The organism is Streptomyces sp. NPDC001536, assembly GCF_042894505.1.
GTDB lineage: Bacteria > Actinomycetota > Actinomycetes > Streptomycetales > Streptomycetaceae > Streptomyces.
Window position 1 is genome coordinate 1 of sequence record NZ_JBIAVQ010000016.1, and the last position, 22,707, is coordinate 22,707.

Here is a 22,707-nt window from a genome sequence, read left to right on the forward strand (position 1 = left end):
GCGTACTTGTTGGTCAGGACCGAGCCCTGGGCCTCCATGACCGCGAGCGGCGCGAAGTTCTCGGAGGCGATCATCTCCAGGGTGGACTGCTGACGCTTCAGCTCGGCGTCGACCGCCACGGCGATCTCCGGGTCCACCTCGTGCAGGGGCTGGTTGAAGAGGGTCATCGACGGTCTCCATGGGTGTGGGCGCGTGGGTGGCACCTGCGGTGTCGGGGAAGTCGTCAGAGCGCGACCGCGGCGGCGGGGACGAGGGTGCGGCGGAGCCGGTTGAAGAACTTGGGTTGATTGAGGGAGAGCACCGCGACGGGGGTGCCCTCGCGTCGGTAGACGGCGGTGAAGGAGCGGCTGTCGATGTCGCCTTCGACAATGTCGGGCTGGGCGCCGGGGGCGACGTGTCCGGCGAGCTGGATGCGCACCTGGTACTGATCGGACCAGAAGTACGGCGCGGTGAGCGGCGCCGGGGCCGACTCTCCGCGCAGCAGGGTGCGCGCGGCGGTCCGCGCCTGTTCGGTGGCGTTGCTCCAGTGCTCGATCCGGGCGTGCCGCCCGGTGAACGGGCTGGGGCAGCGGGCGACATCGCCTACGGCGACCACGCCGGGGACACTGGTCGCACAGCCGGAGTCGCACACCACGCCGTCGTCCACCTGGACGCCGGAGCCGGCGAGCCAGTCGGTGGCGGGCCTGACGCCCACGCCGACCACCACGACGTCGGCGGGCAGAACTCGTCCGTCGGCCAGTCGTACGCCGGTCACCCGGTCCTCGCCGACGAGTCCCGCCACTCCCGTTCCGCGCAGCAGGCGGACCCCGTGGTCGGTGTGGAGCGAGGAGCACACCAGCCCCATCTCGCGCCCCAGTTGGCGTTCCAGCGGTACGTCGAGTGCCTCGACCACGGTGACGTCGAGCCCGAGTCCGCGGGCGGTGGAGGCCACCTCGGCGCCGATGAAGCCGGCGCCGATGACGACGAGCCGGGGCCGGCCCTCCAGCAACTCGGCGCGCAGGGCCTGGGCGTCGTCCAGGGTGCGCAGGGTGTGGACGCCGGCCATCCCCTCCGTACCGGGGAGCATCCGGGCGCCGGCGCCGGTCGCGACGACTACCCCGCCGGTGCGTACGTGCCCTCCGCCGGCCAGGGTGACGGTCCTGGCCACCGGGTCCAGCCGTACCGCGCGCTCGCCGAGCAGCCACTGCACGTCCAGTGCCTCGTACTCGTCCGCGTCACCGAGCGCGAGCGCGTCGACGTCGAGGCCTCCCTTGAGGAAGTCCTTCGACAGCGGCGGGCGGTCGTAGGGCGCGTGGCGCTCCTCCCCCACGACGACGATCTCGCCGTCGTACCCTTCCGCGCGCAGCGCACGGACCGTGCTCAGACCTGCCAGCGAGGCTCCGACGACGGTGATGCTCCTCATGCGGGCTCCAGACGGGGAGTTGTCTCATATAACACAACGGAACGCGTTATATGCAACATGGTTTCGGTGTGGCACGGGGGTTGTCAAGGGAGGAGGCGTTCCTGCACCCACGTGTGGAACTCGCCGATGTGGTGCTCGCTGGGGACCAGGACGCCGCCCTTGGCGTAGACCCGTGAGCTCATCCCGGGCTGGGTGCGTTCGCAGGCGTCGAAGTCCTGCTGGTTCACGCGGTGGAACAACTCCACCGAGCGCGCCACGTCCTTGCCGCTCTCGACGACGTGCGGGAGGTAGAGCCAGTCGCACTCGACGATCGTGCGGTCGTGCGCCATCGGGTACATCCGGTGGAAGATCACGTGGTCGGGGACGAGGTTGATGAACACCTGCGGCTTGACGGTGATCGCGTAGTAGCGGCGGTCCTGGTCGTCGGCGACGCCGGGTATGCGGTCCAGCCCCTCGGAGCCGTCGACGGTGAAGCCCTGGACGTCCTCGCCGAACTCGGCGCCGTGGCCGACGTAGTACTGCGCCGCATAGCCGTCCGCGAACTCCGGGAGCACCTCGGTGAGTTCGGGGTGGATGGTCGCGCAGTGGTAGCACTCCATGAAGTTCTCGATGACGAGCTTCCAGTTGGCCTTCACGTCGTAGGTGATACGGCGGCCCAGTCGGAGGTTGTCGATGTCGTAGCGCTCGATCGACTCCACGTCGCCCAGCCGCTCGACGACCGCGCCCATGATGTCCTCCTCGAAGGACGGCGGGGTGTCGGCCAGGCACACCCAGACATACCCGAGCCATTCCCGGACGTGGACGCCGACCAGGCCGTACTCGGTCCGGTCGATGTCCGGCATCGAGGTCAGGTTCGGTGCGGCGATCAGCTTGCCGTCGAGCCCGTAGGTCCAGGCGTGGTAGGGGCATTGGAAGGCCCGCTTGACCTCGCCGGACTCCTCCGTGCACAGCTTGGCGCCGCGGTGCCGGCAGATGTTCAGGAACGCCTTGACCGAGCCGTCGCGGGAGCGGGTGATCAGCACGCTCTCCCGTCCGACCTGGTAGGTGCGGAAGCTCCCGGGCCTGGCCAGCTCCGAGGCTCGGGCCGCACAGAACCACATGGCCTCGAAGATCCGCTCCTGTTCCAGCGCGAAGATCTCGGGGTCGGTGTAGTGCTCCCCCGACAGGGTGGCGATCAGGCTCGGGGGCAGGCTGGCGGTGGTCATCGAAGGTCACCTCGGGACGTGTCGGTCGCGCACCATCCAGGTTGCATATAACGCAACTGCGCTCACTATGAGAAACGAACTCCCAAACTGTCCCTTCGCCGCCATCCACTGTCAAGAGGGCGGCGGAACGGGCCTTCTCGCGGCACGCCACCCCTTGACCGGCAAGGCGCACGCGTTGGAGCATGTTGCGCATAGCTCTTCTTGTTGCGTAATGCGCAGCCATACGACGGAGGATGGCATGTCCCCTCGACCGCAGCCCGGCCGCGAGTTCGTCCTCACGCTGTCCTGTCCCGACCAGGCCGGACTCGTCCACGCCGTGACCGCGTTCCTCGTGCGTCACTCCGGCAACATCCTGGAGAGCCAGCAGTTCGACGACCGGCTACAGAACCGCTTCTTCATGCGGGTGCACTTCGATGTCGCGGATCCCGCGGTCTCGCTGGAGGGGCTGCGCACGGGGTTCGGTCCGGTCGGCCAGGCGTACGGGATCAGCTGGCGGCTGCAGGACGCCTCCACCCCGACGCGAACCCTGATCATGGTGTCGAAGTTCGGCCACTGCCTCAACGACCTGCTCTTCCGCAGGTCCACGGGCGCGCTCAACATCGAGATCCCGGCGATCGTCTCCAACCATCGCGAGTTCGAGCCGCTGGCGCAGACCTACGGCATCCCCTTCCACCACATTCCGGTGACGAAGGAGACCAAAGCGGAGGCCGAGGCGCGGCTCCTGGGCCTCGTCGACGAACTGGACGTCGACCTCGTGGTCCTCGCCCGCTATATGCAGATCCTCTCCGACGACCTGTGCAAGCAGCTCGACGGCCGGGCCATCAACATCCACCACTCGTTCCTGCCGAGCTTCAAGGGGGCACGCCCCTACGTCCAGGCGCACCAGCGCGGTGTGAAGCTCGTCGGGGCGACGGCGCACTACGTCACGCCAGACCTCGACGAGGGCCCCATCATCGAGCAGGACGTCGTCCGCGTGGACCACTCGCGCACCCCCGACGAGCTGGTCGCGATCGGCCGCGATGTCGAGGCCCAGGCGCTCTCCCGCGCGGTGAAGTGGCACAGCGAGAACCGTGTGCTGATCAACGGCCACTGCACGGTCGTCCTGCGCTGACGACGGCGCACGACCTCGGGTCCGCGGAGCTCAACGACCCCGCTGACCGGCGGACATCGCGTGCACGGTCGTCATCGACGACCCGGTCCGGCAGAGGGAACCCATGATTATAGTTGCGCCATGAGCAACCACACGTCAGACGGCGAGACGGCGGGGCCCTCGGTGAACGGGGTGCAGTCCGTCGACCGTGCCGTCAGCGTCCTGGAGATCCTCGCCCAGCGCGGCGAGGCGGGCGTCAGCGAGGTCGCCGCGGAGATCGACGTCCACAAGTCGACCGCCTTCCGCCTGCTCGGGGCGCTGGAGGCGCGCGGTCTGGTCGAGCAGACGGCCGAGCGCGGCAAGTACCGCCTCGGTTTCGGCATCGTGCGGCTGGCCGGCGCCGTCACCGGCCGTCTCGACATCACCCAGCAGGGCCGACAGGTGTGCGAGCGGCTCAGCGAGGAGGTCGGCGAGACCGTCAACATCGCGGTCCTGCAAGAGCATTACGCGGTCAACCTCTACCAGGTGCGCGGCCCGGGAGCCGTCGGCACCCACAACTGGGTCGGGCAGCTCACCCCGGTGCACGCCACGTCGAGCGGCAAGATCCTGCTCGCCCATCTGCCGGCGAAGGAGCGCGCCGACGTGCTCGCGGCGTCCGGGCTCCAGAAGCTGACGCCACGCACCCTGACCACCGAGACGGCGCTGGAGAAGGACCTGACGCAGGCCCGGGAGCGCGGCTACGCGGTGACCCTGGAGGAACTCGAGATCGGACTGCACGCCGTCGCGGCCCCGATCCGGGCCCGTGACGGCGAGGTCGTCGCCGCCCTCAGCGCCTCCGGCCCCGCGTACCGCTTCACCGAGGAGCGCATCCACGAGCTGGTCCCCGCGCTCCTCCAGGGCGCGCGGGAGATCAGCCACCGGATGGGTTACCTGGGCTGAACGCCGCCCGGTGAGCCATGAGGCTCGCGGGTGTCCCGCGTTCGCTCAGACGTACTCCGTCGCCGCGTCCAGCAGCCAGTCGGTCAGGTAGCCGGCGAAGGACGACCGCACCAGGACCCAGAATCCGGCCCGGGAGTCGGCCCGGGCGACCACGATGACCTGGGTACGGCCCAGGGTGGTCTGGGCGCAGCGTCCCGAGCCGAAGCTGCGCGGATGCAGGTCCAGTGCGCAGCCGTGCGCCAGCAGGTCGTGGGCGCGGGGGCCCGCCACGAGCAGGGTGGTCCGCTGCGCGGAGACGTCGGTGACGGCGACGGGTTCGTCTCCCGCGGCCGTGCGGATGCGGCTCTCCAGATCCCGTTCGGTTCCGGGCGGGCCCACCAGCAGCCATTCGTCCGGACCGAGCCACAGCACGGTCAACTCGCCCGCCCGGACGACGGTGTTGGGCTGGAGGGGCAGTTGCAGGTCCAGCGCGAGCCCGACGGCCTCCGCCACCGTTCCCTTGGCATCGAGGCGCACATTGAGCTGGGCCAGGAAGGGGAGTTCGGCCAGCCGGACGGCGCCGCCCGAGGTGCGGGTGGCGGCGGCCAGGCGGCCCGCGACCTGTGACAGGGGACTGCGGGGCGGGGCGGTCAGTGCGGTGTCAGCCATCGCGGCGGGCTCCCTCGGGGTCGTAGAGGACGGGGCTTGCGACGGTCACCGGGACCAGCCGGTCACCGACGGGGGCGTAGAGCCGCTCTCCGATGCGCTCGCGGCCGCCCTTGACCAGGGCGAGCGCGAAGGTCCGGCCCAGTGCCGCGCTGCGGTAGCTGGAGGTGACGTGGCCGAGCATCGGGACGGGCGGCGCCGGGAGGACGCTGTCGGCGACCAGGTGGGTGCCTTCGGGGAGGAAGGTGGCCGGATCCTCGGGGAGGAGGCCGACCAGGTGCTTGCGGTCGGCGCGGACGGTGTCGGCACGGGCGAAGGAGCGCTTGCCGATGAAGTCGGGCTTCTTCTTCGACACGGCCCAACTCATACCGAGGTCCTGCGGGGTGACCGTGCCGTCGGTGTCCTGGCCGATGATGGGATAGCCCTTCTCGGCGCGCAGGACGTGCATGGTCTCGGTGCCGTACGGGGTGATGCCGTACGGGGCACCGGCCTCGTACAGGGCCTCCCACAGAGCGAGGGCCTGCCACGGCGACACGTTGATCTCGTAGGCGAGTTCACCGGAGAAGCTGATCCGGCAGACCCTCGCCTCGACGCCGGCCACGGTCGTCTCGCGCCACGCCATGAACGGGAAGTCGTCGTTGGCGACGGCGAGTTCGGGTGCGAGCGAGCCGAGGACGTCTCGGGAGCGGGGACCGACCAGGGCGACCGTGGCCCACTGTTCGGTCACGGACGTGCAGTGGACCTTCAGTTCGGGCCACTCGGTCTGGAGCCACTCCTCCATCCAGTCCAGTACGGCGGCCGCGTTGCCCGTCGTGGTCGTGACCAGGTAGCGGTCCTGGGCGAGGCGGATGACGGTGCCGTCGTCGAAGACCATGCCGTCCGGGCGGCACATGACGCCGTAGCGGATCATGCCGACCTTCAGGGTGCTCATCATGTTGGTGTAGAGCAGGTCGAGGAAGACACCGGCGTCCGGGCCCTGGACGTCGATCTTGCCGAGGGTGGAGGCGTCCATGAAGCCGACGCTCTCGCGGGTGGCGGCGCACTCGCGGAGCACGGCGGCCTCCATGTCCTCGCCGTCCTGCGGGTAGTACCAAGGGCGCTTCCACTGGCCGACGTTCTCGAACAGGGCGCCGTGGCCGACGTGCCACTCGTGGATCGCGGTCGTGCGGACCGGGTCGCTCAGGACGCCCCGGTTACGGCCGGCGAGTGCGGCGAAGGAGACCGGGATGTACGGCGGGCGGAACGTGGTGGTGCCGAGCGTCGAGATGTCCACGCCGAGGAGTTCGGAGACCACGCCGCCGGCCAGGACGCCGGACGTCTTGCCCTGGTCGTTGGCGGTGCCGGCGGTGGTGTAGCGCTTGGTGTGCTCGACCGAGCGCATTCCGGCGCCGGCGGCTCGGGCCAAGTCGTCGACGGTCACGTCGCGTTGGAGGTCCACGAAGCGGTGCGGGCCGGTGGTGCCGGGGACGACGTACACGTGCATCGGGGGCGTCGGTCGCGGTTGTGCGGCCACCGACGGAAGGCGCGGTGCCTGTGAGGTGTAGCCCTCGGCCTCGATCGCGCGGGCACCGGCCGCGGCGCCGTGGGCCAGGACGTCGGCCGTGTCCAGGGTGCCGTTCGCGCTGCCCACGACCTCGACGGTCTGTCGGCAGGCGTCGGGCACGAAGGAGCCGAGCGTCTCGTCGTAGCGGAGTTTTCCGCCTGCCTGGCTGTACAGGTGCGCGACCGGGTTCCAGCCGCCGGAGACCAGCAGCAGGTCGGCGGCGAACTCCCGCTGTCCCGCGGAGTCTCCGTACGGGGCGACCGTGACCGCGGTGAGGCGCGGTTCGCCCTCCGTGCCGGTGACCGCGTGGCCGGGGAGGACCTCGATGCCGGCCTGGCGGGCGCGTTGTGCCCACTCCCCCGGGTCGGGGCGGGTGTCGACGATGGCTGCGATGTCCACGCCGGCGGCCTTCAGGTCCAACGCGGCCGCGTAGGCGCTGTCGTTGGTGGTGAGGACGACCGCGTGGCGGCCGGGGAGGGCGCCGTGGCGGTTGACGTGGGTGCGGGCGGAGGACGCCAGCATCACGCCGGGGCGGTCGTTGTCCGGGAAGGCCAGGGAGCGTTCGTGGGCGCCGGTGGCGAGGACGACTCGGCTCGCGCGGATGCGCCAGACGCGTTCGCGGGAGACGTTGTCGGGGGCCGCGGCGCCGAGGTGGTTGGTGCGGCGTTCCACGGCGAGGAGGTGGTTGTCGTCGTAGTAGCCGAAGACGGTGGTGCGGTGGAGGACTCTGACCTCGGGTTCGGTGTCGAGGAGTTCGGCGATCTCCGACACCCAGTCGAGGTGTTCGCCGGTGCCGAGGAGGCTGCCGCCGGGTTCCGGGCGGTCGTCGGCGAGGATGACGCGGGCGCCGCTCTTCGCTGCCGCGGCGGCTGCCGCGAGGCCGGCCGGGCCGGCGCCGACGATCAGTAGGTCGCAGTGGGCGTGTACGGCGTCGTAGCGGGCGGGGTCCGGGTCGGTGGCCAGGCGGCCCTGGCCGGGGAGGCTGGTCGCTGCCAGGCCGTCGTAGAGCTCGACGGTGGTGGCGGGGAGCATCGGCTCGGGGAACGGGGCCTCGATCTGGATGACCGCGTTGGGTTCTTCCACGCCTGCCGAGAAGATGCCTCGGGGACGGCCGAGCTTGATGCTGGTGCCGGCCTGGATGACGCCGTTGGCGAGGAGGGCGGAGGCGAGGGTGTCGCCCTGGTAGCCCGTGTATTCGGTGCCGTCGAAGGTGAAGGTGAGGGGGGTTTCGCGGTTGATCCGGCCGCGGGTGGGGTGGCGGAAGGGATTGGTCTCGCCCCCGCCGCCCTTACCCGTTCCCATCCCCAGGGGCTCCGCCCCTTCGACCCCGCCAGGGGCTCCGCCCCTGGACCCCGTCGGCCCTGAAGGGGCCTCGTCCTCAAACGCCGGACGGGCTGGGCCAGCTGGACCGGGCTGAAGAGTCGCCGGACGGGCTGAATGCACTGGGCGGGGCTCGACAGGCGCCGGTCGTTCCTCCCCCGTCCTGTACACCGTCAGGATCTCGTTCGTCGATGTGTCCCGTACCGCGTTGAACCACTTGCGGCAGCCCGCCGCGTGGCTCCAGCGCTCGGCGAAGGGGCCCTTGGTGTTGTCGCGGAAGAAGAGGTAGCGGGCCCATTCCTCGTCGGTGAGGGTCGACGGGGTCTCGGGGTAGGGGACGTGGGCCTGGCCGCCGTAGTGGAATTCGGCCTCGTCGCGGGGCCCGCACCAGGGGCAGGGGATGAGCAGCATGGATCGGCTCCCAGTATCCAGTGGTCCTAGTGGGCCACCGCGGCCGCGCCGTGCTCGTCGACGAGCGCGCCGGTGGTGAAACGGTCGAGCGAGAAGGGGGCGTTCAGGGGGTGCGGGGTGTCGTGGGCGATCGTGTGGGCGTAGACCCAGCCGACGCCTGGCGTCGCCTTGAAACCGCCTGTTCCCCAGCCGCAGTTGAGGTAGAGGTTCTCCACCGGGGACAAGCCGATGATCGGTGAGGCGTCGGGGCTGACGTCCACGATGCCGCCCCAGGTGCGAAGCACATGGGCGCGGGCGAAGACCGGGAAGAGCTCCAGGGCCGCCGCCATCTGCTCCTCGATGATGTGGAACGCGCCTCGCTGCGTGTACGAGTTGTACGCGTCGATGCCCGCGCCCATCACCAGCTCGCCCTTGTGGGCCTGGCTGACGTAGACGTGGACCGCGTTGGACATCACCACCGTGGGGTGGACCGGCTCCAGCAGTTCCGACACCAGCGCCTGCAACGGGTGGCTCTGGACCGGGAGTTCGATGCCCGCCATGGCCGCGAGGACCGAGGTGTGGCCCGCCGAGCACAGCGCCACCTTGCCCGCCGCTATCGGGCCCAGGTTCGTCTGGACGCCGACGACTCGGCCGCCGACCACGTCCAGACCCGTGACCTCGCAGTTCTGGATGATGTCGATCCCTGCCGCGTCCGCCGAGCGGGCCAGGCCCCAGGCCACGTGGTCGTGCTTGGCGATGCCCGCCCGGGGCTGGTACGTCGCGCCCAGCACCGGATAGCGCACGTCCGGCGAGATGTTGACGATCGGGCAGACCTCGCGCACACCCTCCGCGTCCAGCCATTCCGCGTCCACGCCGTTCAGACGGTTCGCCTCCACCCGGCGCACGCTGTCGCGGACGTCCTGGAGGCTGTGGGCGAGGTTCAGCACACCGCGCTGGGAGAAGAGGATCGGGTAGTCCAGCTCTTCCGCCAACCCCTCCCAGAGCTTCAACGCGTGCTCGTAGATGCCGGCGCTCTCGTCCCACAGGTAGTTGGAGCGGATGATCGTGGTGTTGCGGGCCATGTTGCCGCCCGCGAGCCAGCCCTTCTCCAGCACGGCGACATTGGTGATGCCGTGGTTCTTCGCCAGGTAGTGCGCGGTGGCGAGGCCGTGGCCGCCACCGCCGACGACGATCACGTCGTAGGAGCGCTTGGGCTCGGGGTTGCGCCAGAGGAAGTCCGGGTGCTCCGGGAGTTCGGCGCCGGGGGTGCGGGGGCTCATCGGACGGCTCCGTCGGCGGGAAGGGACAGGTTCATACGGTGCTCGCGTTCCTCTCGGCGGCCTCGACGACGTTGGCCAGCAGCATCGCCCTCGTCATGGGGCCCACCCCGCCGGGCATCGGGGCGATCCATCCGGCGATCTCCGTCGCGTCCGGGTGGATGTCGCCGACCAGGCCGTCGTCGGTGCGGGTGATGCCGACGTCCAGGACCGCGGCGCCGGGGCGCAGCATGTCCTTCGTGATCAGTCCGGGTGAGCCGGCCGCCGCGATGACGATGTCCGCCTCGCGTACGTGCCAGGCCAGGCCCTTGGTTCCGGTGTGGCACAGGGTCACGGTGGCGTTCTCGGAGCGGCGGGTGAGGAGGAGGCCGATCGGACGGCCCACCGTGATGCCCCGGCCGACCACGCACACCCGGGCTCCGGCCAGCGGGACGTCGTAGCGGCGGAGCAACTCGACGATGCCTCGCGGGGTGCAGGGCAGCGGGGCCTCCACGCCCAGGACGAGCCGGCCGAGGTTGACGGGGTGCAGGCCGTCGGCGTCCTTGGCGGGGTCCATCCGTTCCAGTACGGCGTTGGCGTCCAGGTGCTTCGGGAGCGGGAGTTGGACGATGTAGCCGGTGCAGGCCGGGTCGGCGTTGAGTTCGTCGATGACGTCCTCGACCTGCTGCTGGGACGCGTCGGCGGGCAGGTCGCGGCGGATCGAGGCGATGCCCACCTGTGCGCAGTCGCGGTGCTTGCCGCCGACGTAGGCGTGGCTGCCGGGGTCGTCGCCGACGAGGACGGTGCCGAGGCCCGGCGGGTGCCCGCCGCCGGCCGTCAACTTGGCGACGCGGTCGGCGAGTTCACGGCGGATGGCGGCGGCGGTCGCCTTGCCGTCGAGGAGTTGTGCGGTCACCAGCGGTGCTCCTTCTTCAGGCTAGCCACGGAGACGAGACATCGTCGGGTCGAACAGGGGCTCCTCGGCGACGACGGCCTCGACGCGCTGGTCGAAGTAGCCGATGTGCACGGTGGTGCCCGGGGTGGTGAGTTCGGCCGGGAGCCAGGCGTAGGCGATGCCCTTGCCGATCGTGTAGCCGTAGGAGGCGCTGGTGACGTAGCCGACCGCGCGGTCGCCGTCGTACACCGGCTCCTTGCCCAGGACGACCGACCGCGGGTCGTCGATGGTGAGGCAGGTGAGCTTGCGCCGTACCTCTTCCTTACGGCGCTCCAGGGCCTCCTTGCCGGTGAAGTCGCCCTTGTCGAGCTTGACGGCGAAGCCGACGCCCGCCTCGTAGGCGTCGTGCTCGTAGGTCATGTCGGTGCCGAAGGAGCGGTAACCCTTCTCCAGGCGGAGGCTGTTGAAGGCGGCGCGGCCCGCGATGATCCCGCCGAGGGGCTTGGCTGCCTGCCAGAGGGTGTCCCAGAGTTTCTGGCCCTGGTCGGCGGTGGTGTAGAGCTCCCAGCCGAGTTCACCGACGTAGGACAGCCGCATCGCGGTGACCGGGACGCTGCCTATGTAGGCGTGCTTGGCGCGGAAGTACTTCAGGCCGTCGTTGGAGAAGTCCTCGTCCGTCAGGGGCTGGAGGACCTTGCGGGCCAGCGGGCCCCACAGGCCGATGCAGCAGGTGCCGGGGGTGATGTCGCGGACCTGGACGGTTCCGTCGGCAGGGAGGCGGCGGGTGAACCAGTCGAGGTCGAGGTTGCCGTTGGCGCCGATCTGGAAGAGGTCGCGGGCCAGGCGCGCGACGGTGATGTCGCTGCGGATGCCGCCGTCGTGGTCCAGCACCAGGGTGTAGGTGACCGAGCCGACCGACTTGGCGACCTTGCCGGTGACCAGCCCCTCCAGGAAGTCCGCGGCCCCGGGTCCGGTGACCTCCAGGCGCTTGAGTGCCGTCATGTCGTACATCGCGACGGTCTCGCGGGTGACCTGGGCCTCGGCGCCGACGATCGGGGACCAGTACCGCGCGGCCCAGTCGTTGGGCGTGGGGATGGAACGGCCTTCCACCAGGCCCGCGTTGGCCTCGTACCACTGGGGGCGCTCCCAGCCGTTCGCCTCCAGGAAGAAGGCGCCGTGCTCCTCCTGGCGGGAATAGAAGGGGCTCTTGCGGATCGGGCGCGGGTCACCCGAGGGCTGGAGGGGGTGGAGGATGTCGTAGACCTCTTCGAAGTTCCGGCAGTCGCGGGCCAGGACGTACTCCGGGGAGAGCTGGTGCGGCTCGAAGCGGTTGACGTCGCACTCGTGCAGGTCGAAGGACGAGCAGAAGCCGTCGACCAGCCACTCGGCCATCGCGCGGCCGACGCCCGCCGAGTGGGTGACCCAGACCGCCTCGGCGACCCAGAAGCCCTTGACGTCCCTCGACTCGCCGAGCAGCGGGAAGTTGTCGGTGGTGAAGGAGAAGAGGCCGTTGATGCCCTCCTCGACCTTGGCGTCCTTGGTGGCGGGGAGGAGGGACTGGGTCTCGGTCCAGGCCGGCTCGAAGTCCTCCTCGGTGAACTTCAGGACGGACGGCATCTCGTCGGCCTCGTCGACGGAGAGGATCTCGTCGGCCGTGATGGGCATCGGGCGGTGGCCGTAGTAGCCGATGCCGATGCCGTCGAAGCGGTCGCGGTAGTAGAGGTCGGCGTCCTGGTGGCGCAGGATCGGGCGGACCGCTTCCTCGGTCTGGCCCGCGAGCGCCGGTACCGGTCCGGTCCAGGCGAGCTGGTGGGCGAGCGGGGTGAGCGGGAGGTTCATCCCGGCCATGCGGGCGATCTTCGGGCCCCAGATGCCCGCACAGCAGACCACGATGTCGGCTTCCAGATCGCCCTGGTCGGTGCGGACACCGGTGACCTGGCCGTCGCTCTGGAGGACGTCCAGGACCTCGTGGCGGGCCAGGAACGTCACACCGCGCTCGGTGGCCCGGCGGATCTGTGCCTCGACGGCGAGGACGGCCTTGGCGAGGCCGTCGGTCGGGACCAGCAGACCGCCGAGGACCTTGTCGCGGTTGACCAACGGGTGCTGCTCGACGCATTCGTCGGCGCTCAGGAGCCTGCTCTCGACGCCCCAGGCGGTGATCCAGCCGTGCCGGCGCCGCAGTTCCACCAGGCGCTCGGGGGTGGTCGCCACCTCCAGACCGCCGACCTGGAGGAAGCAGGGCTTGCCGTCCACGTCCAGGGAGCAGAACTTCTCGACGGTGTAGCGGGCCAGCTCGGTCATGGTCTTGGAGGAGTTCGTCTGGAAGACCAGCCCCGGGGCGTGCGAGGAGGAACCCCCGGTGGCGGGCAGCGGGCCCTGGTCGACCACGGTCACCTCGGTCCAGCCGCGCGCGGAGATCTCGTCCGCGAGTGCCGCCCCCACGACGCCCGCTCCGATGATGACCACTCGGGGTCCCGCCATCGCCGCACCTCCGCTTGTTGACCAGTCGAGCCGATCGAGTTGCTGTCCACGCAACGTGATTCAGGTTGCGCAACTCAATGTGCCTTCCGTGCAGGTGGGTGTCAAGGGGGCCGGGACCTCGGAAAACAGGCCGTGACACGGCAATGCCCGGTGGACGGTGCGCGCGGGGTGCGCACCGTCCACCGGGCATGTTCGACCGGTCTGTGACTCCTGGCCCGCCGGGGCTACTTGAGCCAGGCGTCCACCTTGTCGCGGTTGGCCTCGACCCACTTCTTGGCGGCGGCCTCCGGGGTCATCTTGTCGACCGCGATGTACTTCGCCACGAGGTTCTGGTCGTCGTTGGTCCAGTTGAAGTTCTTCACCAGGTCATAGGCGGGGCTGCCGGACTTGGCGAACTTCGCGCTGACGATCTTGTCGAGGTCGTACACGGGGTAGTCGCAGGCGACCTTCTCCGGGTCGGCGTCGCAGCCGTCCTTGTACGCGGGCAGCGCGACCTTCTTCAGCGGCACCTCAGACAGGAACCACTGCGGCTCGTAGAAGTAGCCGATCACCCATTCCTTGTTCTTCTCCGCCTTGCGGAAGGCCTGGATGAGCGCGGTCTCACTACCCGCGTACACCACCTTGAAGTCCAGCTTCAGGTTCTTCACCAGAGCCTCGTCGTTGGTGACGAACGACGGGTCGCCGTCGAGGAGCTGGCCCTTGCCGCCCGACTCGGACGTCTTGAACTTCGCGGCGTACTTGTTGAGGTTCTTGTAGTCGAGGATGTCGGGGTGCGCCTTGGCCAGCCACGGCGGCACGTACCAGCCGATGACGCCCTTGTTGCCGGTCGAACCGGCCTCCACGGCGGTCTTCTGGTCGGTGATGTACTTCTTCTTCAGGTCGGGATGGCCCCAGTTCTCCACGACGGCGTCGACCTCGCCCGTCCCGAAGCCCTGCCAGGCGATCTCCTCCTTCAGGTCCTTGGAGTTGACCTTGCAGCCGAGGTCGGTCTCCGCGACGTAGGCGAGCACGGCCGCGTCCGCCTCGTAGCCGACCCACGGGTTGACCGCGAGGTTGAAGGTGCCGCACTTGCCGGACTCGCCGGCCGCCGCGGAGTCGTCGCCGACCTTCGCGCCGCCGCAGGCCGTGAGGGTGAGGCCGAGTACGGCCACGCCGGCTGCGCCGGCCCTCCAGTGTCTTGCCATGGTGAGGTGCTCCTTATGCGGTGGTGCGGCGAGCCGCTGCCTGAGTGATCCGGTCGAACATGACGCCGAGAAGGACGATGGCGAGCCCTGCGGCGAGCCCCTTCCCGTACAGCTGCCCCTGCGAGAATCCGGCCACGACGTCGTAGCCGAGGGCGCCCGCACCCACCAGTCCGCCGACCACGACCATCGACAGCACGTAGATCAGGCCCTGGTTGGTCGCGAGGGTCAGGGCGCTGCGTGCCATCGGCAGCTGGACCTTGGTGATGATCTGCCAGGTGTTGCACCCGGCGGAGGTGGCCGCCTCCACGGTGGTGGCGGGAACGTTCCGCACCCCGTCCGCGATGATCTTCATGGCGACGGGGGCCGCGTAGACGACGGCAGCGACGATCGCGGTGAAGCGGGTCGCGCCGAACAGCGCGAGGAACGGCACGAGATAGACGAACGGCGGCATGACCTGCGCCGCGTCCAGCGTGGGCCGCAGCAGCCGGTCCACGAGAGCGCTGCGTCCCATCCAGACGCCGAAGCAGATGCCGAGCAGCATCACCAGCACCGTGGCGACGGCGGTCGACGCCAGGGTCGTCATGCTGTCCGACCACACGCCGGTGGCGACGAGCAGGCCCACGCACACCGCCGTGGTGATGCCTGCGCGCGGGCCGCCGAGGACGACGCCGATCCCGATCAGGGCGGCCCCGACGAGCCACCACGGGGAGTCGGTGAGCAGCGACTGGAACGGGTTGAGCAGTCCGTTGGTGATGGCGTCACGGAACGCGTTGGTCAGACCCGACAGGTTGTCCTGCGCCCAGGTGGTCACGTTGTCGGCCCCGTTGCGGATGGCGGTGCCCGTGCCGCCCTCGCCGGGGAACTCCGCCGCCCACAGGTAGGTGTGCGAGAGGTAGATCAGGACCGCCGTGACCACCGCGCCCACGCCCAGCAGCGGGCGCCGCCAGGCCAGGAAGCGGTTCTTCGAGCGCCGCGCCTCCTCCTCGCGGGTGCTGGCCGCGGTGGTGACGCGGTCCAGCACGATCGCCAGGACGACGATGGCCAGGCCGGCGTTGAAGGCGGTGCCGACGTCCAGCGACTGGAGTGCCTGAAGGACGGTCTTGCCGAGGCCGGGGGCGTCGATCAGGGCGGCGATGGTCACCATGGCCAGGGCGGCCATGATGGTCTGGTTCACGCCCATCACCACGGTCCGCTTGGACATCGGCAGCAGCACCTTCGTCAGGGACTGCCGTCGGGTGGCGCCGAGCGAGTCGGCCGCCTCGACCGTGGTGTGCGGCACGGAGCGGATGGCGTGCGCGGTGATGCGGATCGCGGGTGGTGCCGCGTAGATCAGCGTGGCGATGGTGGCGGAGGCCGGGCCGATGAGGAAGAACAGGGTCAGCGGGGCCAGGTAGACGAAGGTCGGCATCGTCTGCATGAAGTCCAGGAAGGGCGTCAGGATCCGGTTGAACCGGTCGGACAGCCCCGCCCACACGCCCAGCGGGATCGCGAACAGCAGCGCCACACAGACCGCGGAGACGGTCAGCGCCAGGGTGTCCATGCTCTCCTGCCACAGGCCCTGCAGCCCCAGGAAGGTGAAGCCGGCCACCGCGAGCAGCGCGACCCGCCAGTTGCCGACGGCCCAGGAGCCGAAGCCCACGATGCCGACCACGCCGAGCCAGCCGATCTGCGGGACGGGCCGGTCGCCGGACGGCTGGGAGATCAGCTCCTGTACGAAGGTCACCACGGAGTCGATGACCAGGCGGATCTCGTTGAAGAAGTACAGGAAGAGCGGGTTGGAGTTGCGGTTCGCGCCGATCGAGTCGTTGACGTCGTTGAACCACCGGTGCAGATCGGTCAGGTCGGCCGCCGCCAGGGTGAGGGTCTGCTTGCCGCGCAGGACGGCGAAGAGCAGCAGCCAGACGACGAGGATCGCGGCGATCACCATGGACCGGCTGATCTTGCGGACCTGTTTGACCGGAGCAGGCGCCTGCGCCGTCCCCGTCTTCTCCGGTTTCTCCATGACGACGGTCATTGCGCGCCGCCTTCCTGCCCGGCGACCACCGCGAGGATCTCCTCGTCGCCGACGATGCCGAGCAGCTTGCCGTTCTCGACGACCTTGACCGGCTTGTCGGCCGCGAGCACCGCCCGGGTGGCCTCCTTGACCACGACGTCCGGGCCCAGTTCGGGACCGTCCAGTTCGTCGCCGTCCGCCGGCGGGCGCATGATCCAGCGCAGGGTGAGCACGTCGCCGCGGGGCACGTCCTTGACGAACTCGCGGACGTAGTCGTCGGCGGGGGCGCCGACGAGTTCGTCGCCGGTGCCGCACTGGACCATCTTGCCGTCGCGCATGATGAGGATGCGGTCGCCCAGCTTGAGGGCCTCGGAGAGGTCGTGGGTGATGAACACCATGGTCTTGCCGACCTCGTGGTGCAGCCGGATGACCTCGTTCTGCATGTCACGGCGGATCAGCGGGTCGAGCGCGGAGAACGGCTCGTCGAAGAAGAGCACATCGGGGTCGCCCGCCAACGCCCGTGCCAGGCCCACGCGTTGCTGCATGCCGCCGGAGAGCTGGTCGGGGTAGGAGTTCTCGTAGCCCGACAGTCCGACGAGTTCGACGACCTCCAGGGCCCGCCTGGTCCGCTCGGCCCGGCTCATGCCCCGGATCTCCAGGCCGAATGACACGTTGTCGACGACGCGACGGTGAGGCAGCAGACCGAAGTGCTGGAAGACCATGGAGAACTTGCGGCGCCGCAGATCACGCAGCCGCTTGTCGTCGGCTTTGCGGATGTCCTCGCCCTCGAAGACGACCTCACCGGCGGTGGGTTCGATCAGCCGGGTGAGACATCGCACCAGCGTGGACTTGCCGGAGCCCGACAGCCCCATGACGACGAACACCTCACCGGGCGAGACGTCGAAGTGGACGTCTCGCACGGCGGCGGTGCACCCGGTGCGGTCCATGAGTTCACGGCGGGTCAGGCCGCACAGCTCCTCGGAGTCCGGGACCTGGTCCGCCTTCGGCCCGAACACCTTCCACAGCCGGCGCACGGATATGACCGGGGTCGAGTCCTGGGGCGTGCCGCGCCGCTGTGGCACCTCGGTCTGTGTGGTCACGTTCGACCTTCTTTCGGCGTTCAGCCGCTGAACCAGCGCTGCGGCCGGGGTTGGATGTTCTGCCAGATGTGCTTGGGCTCTCGGTACTCGTTCAGGCCGGTCGGTCCCAGCTCCCGGCCCACGCCCGAGTGTCCGAAGCCACCCCATTCCGCTTGCGGCACATAGGGGTGGTAGTCGTTGATCCACACCGTGCCGTGGCGCAGCCGCCGGGCGACCCGCTGGGCCTTGCCCGCGTCCTGCGTCCACACGGCTCCGGCGAGTCCGTACTCGGTGTCGTTGGCGATGCGTACGGCGTCGTCCTCGTCGGTGAACCGCTCCACGGTGAGCACGGGCCCGAAGGACTCCTCGTGCACCACCCGCATGTCCTGGCGGCACTCGTCGAGCACGGTCGGCGGGTAGTAGTGGCCGCCCGCGAGGGCCGGATCGTCGGGGCGCGCACCGCCGCAGCGCAGTACGGCGCCCTCGGCGAGGCCCGCGGCGACATACGCCTCGACCTTCTCCAGGTGCTGTGCGGAGATCAGCGCGCCGGTCTCCGCGTCGGGGTCGAAGGGTCCGCCGAGGCGGATCAGCCGGGCGCGGCGGACGACCTCGTCGACGAAGGCGTCGTGCAGGGAGTCCTCGACGATCAGCCGGGCGCCGGCCGAGCAGACCTGCCCGGAGTGCAGGAAGACGGCCGTGAGGGCCATGTCCACGGCCGTCTCGAAGTCGGCGTCGGCGAAGACCACGTTGGGGTTCTTGCCGCCGAGTTCCAGGGCCACCTTCTTCACGCCCGCCGCGGCGGTCGCCATGATGCGCTTGCCGGTCTCCAGGCCTCCGGTGAAGGAGACCATGTCGACGTCCGGGTGCTCGGAGAGGGGTGCGCCCACCTCGGGGCCGGCGCCCAGGACGAGGTTGGCGGCGCCCGCCGGGAGTCCGGCCTCCTCAAGCGCCTTCATCAGCAGGATGGAGGTGGAGGGGGTGAGCTCGCTGGGCTTGAGGACGATCGTGTTGCCGGCGAGCAGGGCCGGGGCGACCTTCCAACTGGCTTGCAGCAGCGGGTAGTTCCAGGGGGTGATCAGTCCGCACACGCCGACGGGCTCGTACACGACGCGGCTGACGGCGTCGTCTCGGCCGGTGTCGATCGTGCGGCCGGCGTCGGTGCCGCCGAGTCCGCCGTAGTAGCGGAAGCAGGAGACGACGTCGGCGATGTCGTACTCGCTCTCCACCAGCCGCTTGCCGGTGTCCAGCGACTCGGCGCGGGCGAACTCCTTGGCGTCGCGCTCGAGGATGTCGGCGGTGCGCAGCAGCAGGGCGCCGCGCTCGCGTTCGGGGGTGTGCGGCCAGGGGCCTTCGTCGAAGGCGTGGCGGGCGGCGGCGATCGCCGCTTCGGTGTCGGGACGGGTCCCTTCCGAGACGGTCGCCGCGAGGGAGCCGTCAGCGGGACATCGGATCTCCCGGTGCCCGCCGGACACCGGATCCCGCCATTCGCCGGCCACATACAGGTCTGCCACGCGCCGAGCCTTTCAGCTGAAATTCGTTGCGCATCATGCACCCAATTGCTTGTGGTGGAACACAGTGGCGAATGTCCGGACAGACGTCAAGGGGTTCGCCGATGACGTTTTCACCTTGAGACCACTTGTCCGACCACCCTTGACCACGGGCCACGCCGAGCCGACCATGTTGCGTATCGCTCACCTTGTTGTGCAATACGCACCAACGGAGGCCGCACATGTCCCCTCGCCCCCAACCAGGCCGTGAGTACGTCCTCACCCTCTCGTGTCCGGACAGCGCCGGACTGGTCCATGCCGTGAGCGGCTTTCTCGTCAGGAACTCCGGAAACATCCTGGAAAGCCAGCAGTTCGACGATCGACTTCAGGGCCGGTTCTTCATGAGGGTCCACTTCGACGTTTCCGATCCGAACGCCGGTCTGGAACATCTGCGTTACCGGTTCGGTCCGGTCGCCCAGGCCTACGGGATCACCTGGACCCTGAGCGACGCGTCGACGCCGACCCGGACGCTGATCATGGTGTCCAAGTTCGGGCACTGCCTGAACGACCTGCTGTTCCGCAAGCGCACCGGCGCCCTCAACATCGAGATCCCCGCGATCGTCTCCAACCACCGGGACTTCGAGGGGCTCGCGCAGACCTACGGCATCCCCTTCCACCACATCCCGGTGACCCGGGACACCAAGGACCAGGCCGAGGCGCGCCTGCTGGAGCTGGTGCGCGACCTGGACATCGACCTGGTCGTGCTGGCCCGGTACATGCAGATCCTCTCCGACGACCTGTGCAAGCAGCTCGAAGGTCGCGCCATCAACATCCACCACTCCTTCCTCCCCAGTTTCAAGGGGGCCAGACCCTACGAGCAGGCCTACGAGCGCGGGGTGAAGCTGGTCGGCGCGACGGCGCACTATGTGACCCCGGATCTCGACGAGGGCCAGATCATCGAGCAGGACGTGATCCGGGTCGACCACTCCCTCGATCCCGGCGACCTGGTCACGGTCGGACGCGACGTGGAGGCACAGGTCCTCGCGCACGCGGTGAAGTGGCACAGCGAGAGCCGGGTGATGGTGGACGACAACCGCACGGTGGTCTTCCGCTGAGCAGCGGCGACAGGGGGGGCGGGGCCGGATTCCGGCCCCGCCCCCTTCGTATACGAATCGCTCAGCCGCCCAGCCGCTCCAGCAGCGCACGACGCCACCGCTCCGTCTCGGCGATCTGGTTGAACGTGAACAGGTGCAGCCCCGCCACCCCCGCCGAAGGCGCGGTGAGGTCCTTCTCGGCACGGGTCAGCAGCCGTTCGGGCGCGTACCCTCCGGGCGTCGCGAACCGCACGAACCACGAGGCGTGCTTCGTCAGGAAGCGCGTCGACTCCCCCACCCCGATCTTCGTCGCCATGGCCAGCAGCTTGGCCCGCTGCACGGGCCCGGCGACGCCCACGTGCACGGGCAGGGTGACGTCCCGGCGTCGCAGCCGGGCGATCCACTCCCCCAGGACCCGCGGATCGAAGCAGAGGTTGCTCACGATGTACGTGGCGTGCTCGCGCTTGTCCCACATCGACTGGATGGTGATGTCGTCGTGGATGAGGGGATGGCTCTCGGGATAGCCGGTGACGCCGACCCGCGGGAACGGGCCGCCCAGCTCGCTCAGTGCGCGCAGCACCGGCAGCGCGCCCTCGTAGGCGCCGGCGGGCGGATCGGCGTCCCCCGCCGGGACGAAGACGTCGCCCACCCCGGACTCGCGCAGCCGGTCGGTGACCTCTTTGAGGTGCACCTCGTCGCGCAGCAGCCGCGCGGGCACGTGCGGGACCACGCGGTAGCCGTGCGCCGCGAGCCGCTCGGTCAGGTCGAGCGTCGGTTCCAGGCCCTTGACGGGCGACGCCGTCACGGTGACGACGACGTCGCGCGGGACATGGGCGAGGACCTTGTCCTCGGTCGACTTCGCGGGCAGCACCTCGTAGCGGACGCTGTCCAGCAGTGTCCGTAGCCCTGTGGCGGCCAAGGTCTACCCCGCCTGCTTCTGGGCGTCGCGGTGGCGGTAGAACGCGGCCTTCGAGGGCGCGAGCGGCTCCTTGCCGAGGATCAGGTCGGCGGCCTTCTCGGCGACCATCATCACCGGGGCGTAGATGTTGCCGTTGGTGACGTACGGCATCACGGAGGCGTCGACGACCCTGAGGCCCTCCACGCCGTGCACGCGCATGCTGGTGGGGTCGACGACGGCCATCTCGTCGGTGGCGGGGCCCATCTTGCAGGTGCAGGACGGGTGCAGGGCGGTCTCGCCGTCCTTGGCGACCCAGTCGAGGATCTCCTCGTCGGTCTCCACCGACGGTCCGGGTGAGACCTCCCCGTCGTTGAAGGGGGCGAGCGCGGGCTGGTTGAGCAGCTTGCGGGCCACGCGGATCGCCTCGACCCACTCACGGCGGTCCTGCTCGGTGGAGAGGTAGTTGAAGCGCAGGGCCGGGTGCTCGCGCGGGTCCTTGCTCTTGATCTTCACCGAACCGATGGCGTCGGAGTACATGGGCCCGACGTGCACCTGATAGCCGTGGCCGCCGGCCGGCACGGAGCCGTCGTAGCGGACCGCGATCGGCAGGAAGTGGAACATCAGGTTGGGGTAGTCCACGTCCTCGTTGCTGCGCGCGAAGCCGCCGGCCTCGAAGTGGTTGGTGGCGGCCGGGCCCTTGCGGAAGAGCCACTGGAGCCCGATGAAGGGGGCGCGCCACTTCGCCAGGTAGGGCTGCATGGAGACGGGCTGCTTGCAGGCGTACTGGATGTACACCTCCAGGTGGTCCTGCATGTTCTCGCCGACGCCCGGGAGGTCGTGCACGACGTCGATCCCGAGGGCGCTCAGTTCCTCGGCGTTGCCGACACCGGAGAGCTGGAGCAGCTGCGGGGAGTTGATGGCGCCGCCGCACAGGATGACTTCCTTGGCGCGGACCTGCTGGAGGGCGCCCTTCTTGCCGCGCTGGTACTCGACTCCGACGGCCTTCTTGCCCTCGAAGAGGACGCGGGTGACGAGGGCGCGGGTCTTGACCGTGAGGTTGGGGCGCTTGCGTACGGGCTTGAGGTACGCCTTGGAGGCCGAGAGCCGGCGACCGCGGTGGACGTTGCGGTCGAACTTGGCGAAGCCTTCCTGCCGGTAGCCGTTGACGTCGTCCGTGGGGGCGTAGCCGGCTTCTTCGGTGGCCTTCTGGAAGGCGGTGAACAGGGGGTTGGTGGCGGGGCCGCGTTCGAGGACGAGGGGGCCGTCGTGGCCGCGGAACTCGTCGTCCGGGTCGGCGGCGAGACAGTTCTCCATGCGCTTGAAGTACGGCAGACAGTGCGCGTAGTCCCAGGTCTCCATGCCGGGGTCGGCCGCCCAGCGTTCGTAGTCCATGGGGTTGCCGCGCTGGAAGATCATGCCGTTGATGCTGCTGGAGCCGCCGAGCACCTTGCCGCGGGCGTGGTAGATCCGGCGGCCGCCCATGTGGGGCTCGGGCTCGGACTCGTACTTCCAGTCGTAGAACCGGCTGCCGATGGGGTAGGTCAGCGCCGCGGGCATCTGGATGAAGACGTCCCACGGGTAGTCGGACCGACCGGCCTCCAGGACCAGTACCCGGTTCGCCGGGTCCGCGGAGAGCCTGTTCGCCAGTGCGCTGCCGGCCGATCCGCCGCCGACGATGACGAAGTCGTATTGCAGGGGAGCCATGGTGCCTCGTCTCGCTCGCGCCGTAGATATGCGAGGCATGCTAGCGCCGTAGCGTTATACGCACCAGGTTGCGAACGACGCAACTTCGAGGGTTGTGTTTCG

At 69.6% G+C, this 22,707-nt stretch carries 16 protein-coding genes and 1 pseudogene; 3 read left to right on the plus strand and 14 right to left on the minus strand.

Features of this window, described 5'->3' with window-relative positions; genetic code table 11:
* The 3 genes and pseudogenes from ACFY0U_RS35255 to ACFY0U_RS35265 all read right to left on the minus strand — a co-directional run.
* Positions 1-167 (minus strand): annotated as a pseudogene (locus ACFY0U_RS35255) (serine hydroxymethyltransferase); the annotation flags it as partial.
* Positions 168-223: 56 nt separating this feature from the next.
* A complete protein-coding gene (locus tag ACFY0U_RS35260; protein WP_388642715.1) occupies positions 224-1,402 on the minus strand; it encodes an NAD(P)/FAD-dependent oxidoreductase in 1,179 nt (392 codons plus the stop codon).
* Positions 1,403-1,485: 83 nt separating this feature from the next.
* Positions 1,486-2,607, minus strand: coding sequence for an aromatic ring-hydroxylating dioxygenase subunit alpha (locus ACFY0U_RS35265; RefSeq protein WP_388642717.1), 1,122 nt, complete (start codon positions 2,605-2,607; stop codon positions 1,486-1,488).
* A gap of 238 nt (positions 2,608-2,845) precedes the next feature.
* Between ACFY0U_RS35265 and purU (ACFY0U_RS35270) the strand changes: the two genes are divergently transcribed.
* Both purU (ACFY0U_RS35270) and ACFY0U_RS35275 read left to right on the plus strand, forming a co-directional pair.
* Positions 2,846-3,718 carry a formyltetrahydrofolate deformylase gene (purU, locus tag ACFY0U_RS35270; RefSeq protein WP_388642718.1) on the plus strand — a complete coding sequence of 291 codons (873 nt, stop codon included), beginning with the start codon at positions 2,846-2,848 and terminating at the stop codon, positions 3,716-3,718.
* Positions 3,719-3,838: 120 nt separating this feature from the next.
* Positions 3,839-4,636, plus strand: coding sequence for an IclR family transcriptional regulator (locus ACFY0U_RS35275; RefSeq protein WP_388642720.1), 798 nt, complete (start codon positions 3,839-3,841; stop codon positions 4,634-4,636).
* A gap of 45 nt (positions 4,637-4,681) precedes the next feature.
* Here ACFY0U_RS35275 and ACFY0U_RS35280 read toward each other — a convergent pair whose 3' ends face one another.
* The 9 genes from ACFY0U_RS35280 to ACFY0U_RS35320 form a co-directional block, all read right to left on the minus strand.
* Positions 4,682-5,284: a sarcosine oxidase subunit gamma gene (locus tag ACFY0U_RS35280; protein WP_388642721.1), complete on the minus strand. Its 603-nt coding sequence runs from the start codon at positions 5,282-5,284 to the stop codon at positions 4,682-4,684.
* Positions 5,277-8,555, minus strand: a complete 3,279-nt coding sequence (locus tag ACFY0U_RS35285; RefSeq protein ID WP_388642722.1) for a sarcosine oxidase subunit delta family protein — start codon at positions 8,553-8,555, stop codon at positions 5,277-5,279. The genes ACFY0U_RS35280 and ACFY0U_RS35285 overlap by 8 nt, the downstream gene beginning before the upstream one ends.
* A 26-nt stretch (positions 8,556-8,581) precedes the next feature.
* The gene (locus ACFY0U_RS35290) at positions 8,582-9,814 is read right to left on the minus strand and encodes a sarcosine oxidase subunit beta family protein (protein ID WP_388642724.1); all 1,233 of its coding nucleotides are present in this window, start codon (positions 9,812-9,814) and stop codon (positions 8,582-8,584) included.
* A gap of 31 nt (positions 9,815-9,845) precedes the next feature.
* Positions 9,846-10,706, minus strand: coding sequence for a bifunctional methylenetetrahydrofolate dehydrogenase/methenyltetrahydrofolate cyclohydrolase (locus ACFY0U_RS35295; RefSeq protein ID WP_388642726.1), 861 nt, complete (start codon positions 10,704-10,706; stop codon positions 9,846-9,848).
* Between the two features lie 21 nt (positions 10,707-10,727).
* Positions 10,728-13,166 (minus strand): FAD-dependent oxidoreductase, encoded by a 2,439-nt coding sequence (locus ACFY0U_RS35300; protein ID WP_388642727.1) that lies wholly within the window; start codon positions 13,164-13,166, stop codon positions 10,728-10,730.
* 224 nt (positions 13,167-13,390) lie between these two features.
* The gene (locus ACFY0U_RS35305; RefSeq protein WP_388642728.1) at positions 13,391-14,350 is read right to left on the minus strand and encodes a glycine betaine ABC transporter substrate-binding protein; all 960 of its coding nucleotides are present in this window, start codon (positions 14,348-14,350) and stop codon (positions 13,391-13,393) included.
* Between the two features lie 13 nt (positions 14,351-14,363).
* Positions 14,364-16,364, minus strand: coding sequence for an ABC transporter permease (locus ACFY0U_RS35310; protein ID WP_388642729.1), 2,001 nt, complete (start codon positions 16,362-16,364; stop codon positions 14,364-14,366).
* Complete coding sequence (locus tag ACFY0U_RS35315; RefSeq protein ID WP_388642730.1) at positions 16,361-17,443, minus strand: glycine betaine/L-proline ABC transporter ATP-binding protein; 1,083 nt, start codon at positions 17,441-17,443, stop codon at positions 16,361-16,363. The genes ACFY0U_RS35310 and ACFY0U_RS35315 overlap by 4 nt, the downstream gene beginning before the upstream one ends.
* A 20-nt stretch (positions 17,444-17,463) precedes the next feature.
* Positions 17,464-18,933 (minus strand): aldehyde dehydrogenase family protein, encoded by a 1,470-nt coding sequence (locus tag ACFY0U_RS35320; RefSeq protein ID WP_388642732.1) that lies wholly within the window; start codon positions 18,931-18,933, stop codon positions 17,464-17,466.
* A gap of 218 nt (positions 18,934-19,151) precedes the next feature.
* On the opposite strand from ACFY0U_RS35320, the gene purU (ACFY0U_RS35325) reads away from it, so the two are divergent.
* Positions 19,152-20,024, plus strand: a complete 873-nt coding sequence (purU, locus tag ACFY0U_RS35325; protein ID WP_388642733.1) for a formyltetrahydrofolate deformylase — start codon at positions 19,152-19,154, stop codon at positions 20,022-20,024.
* A gap of 61 nt (positions 20,025-20,085) precedes the next feature.
* Here the strand turns inward: purU (ACFY0U_RS35325) and ACFY0U_RS35330 are convergent, their stop codons facing one another.
* Both ACFY0U_RS35330 and betA read right to left on the minus strand, forming a co-directional pair.
* Positions 20,086-20,922: a 5,10-methylenetetrahydrofolate reductase gene (locus ACFY0U_RS35330; RefSeq protein ID WP_388642735.1), complete on the minus strand. Its 837-nt coding sequence runs from the start codon at positions 20,920-20,922 to the stop codon at positions 20,086-20,088.
* Positions 20,923-20,925: 3 nt separating this feature from the next.
* Positions 20,926-22,605, minus strand: a complete 1,680-nt coding sequence (betA, locus tag ACFY0U_RS35335) for a choline dehydrogenase (RefSeq protein ID WP_388642737.1) — start codon at positions 22,603-22,605, stop codon at positions 20,926-20,928.
* Between the last annotated feature and the right edge of the window lie 102 nt (positions 22,606-22,707).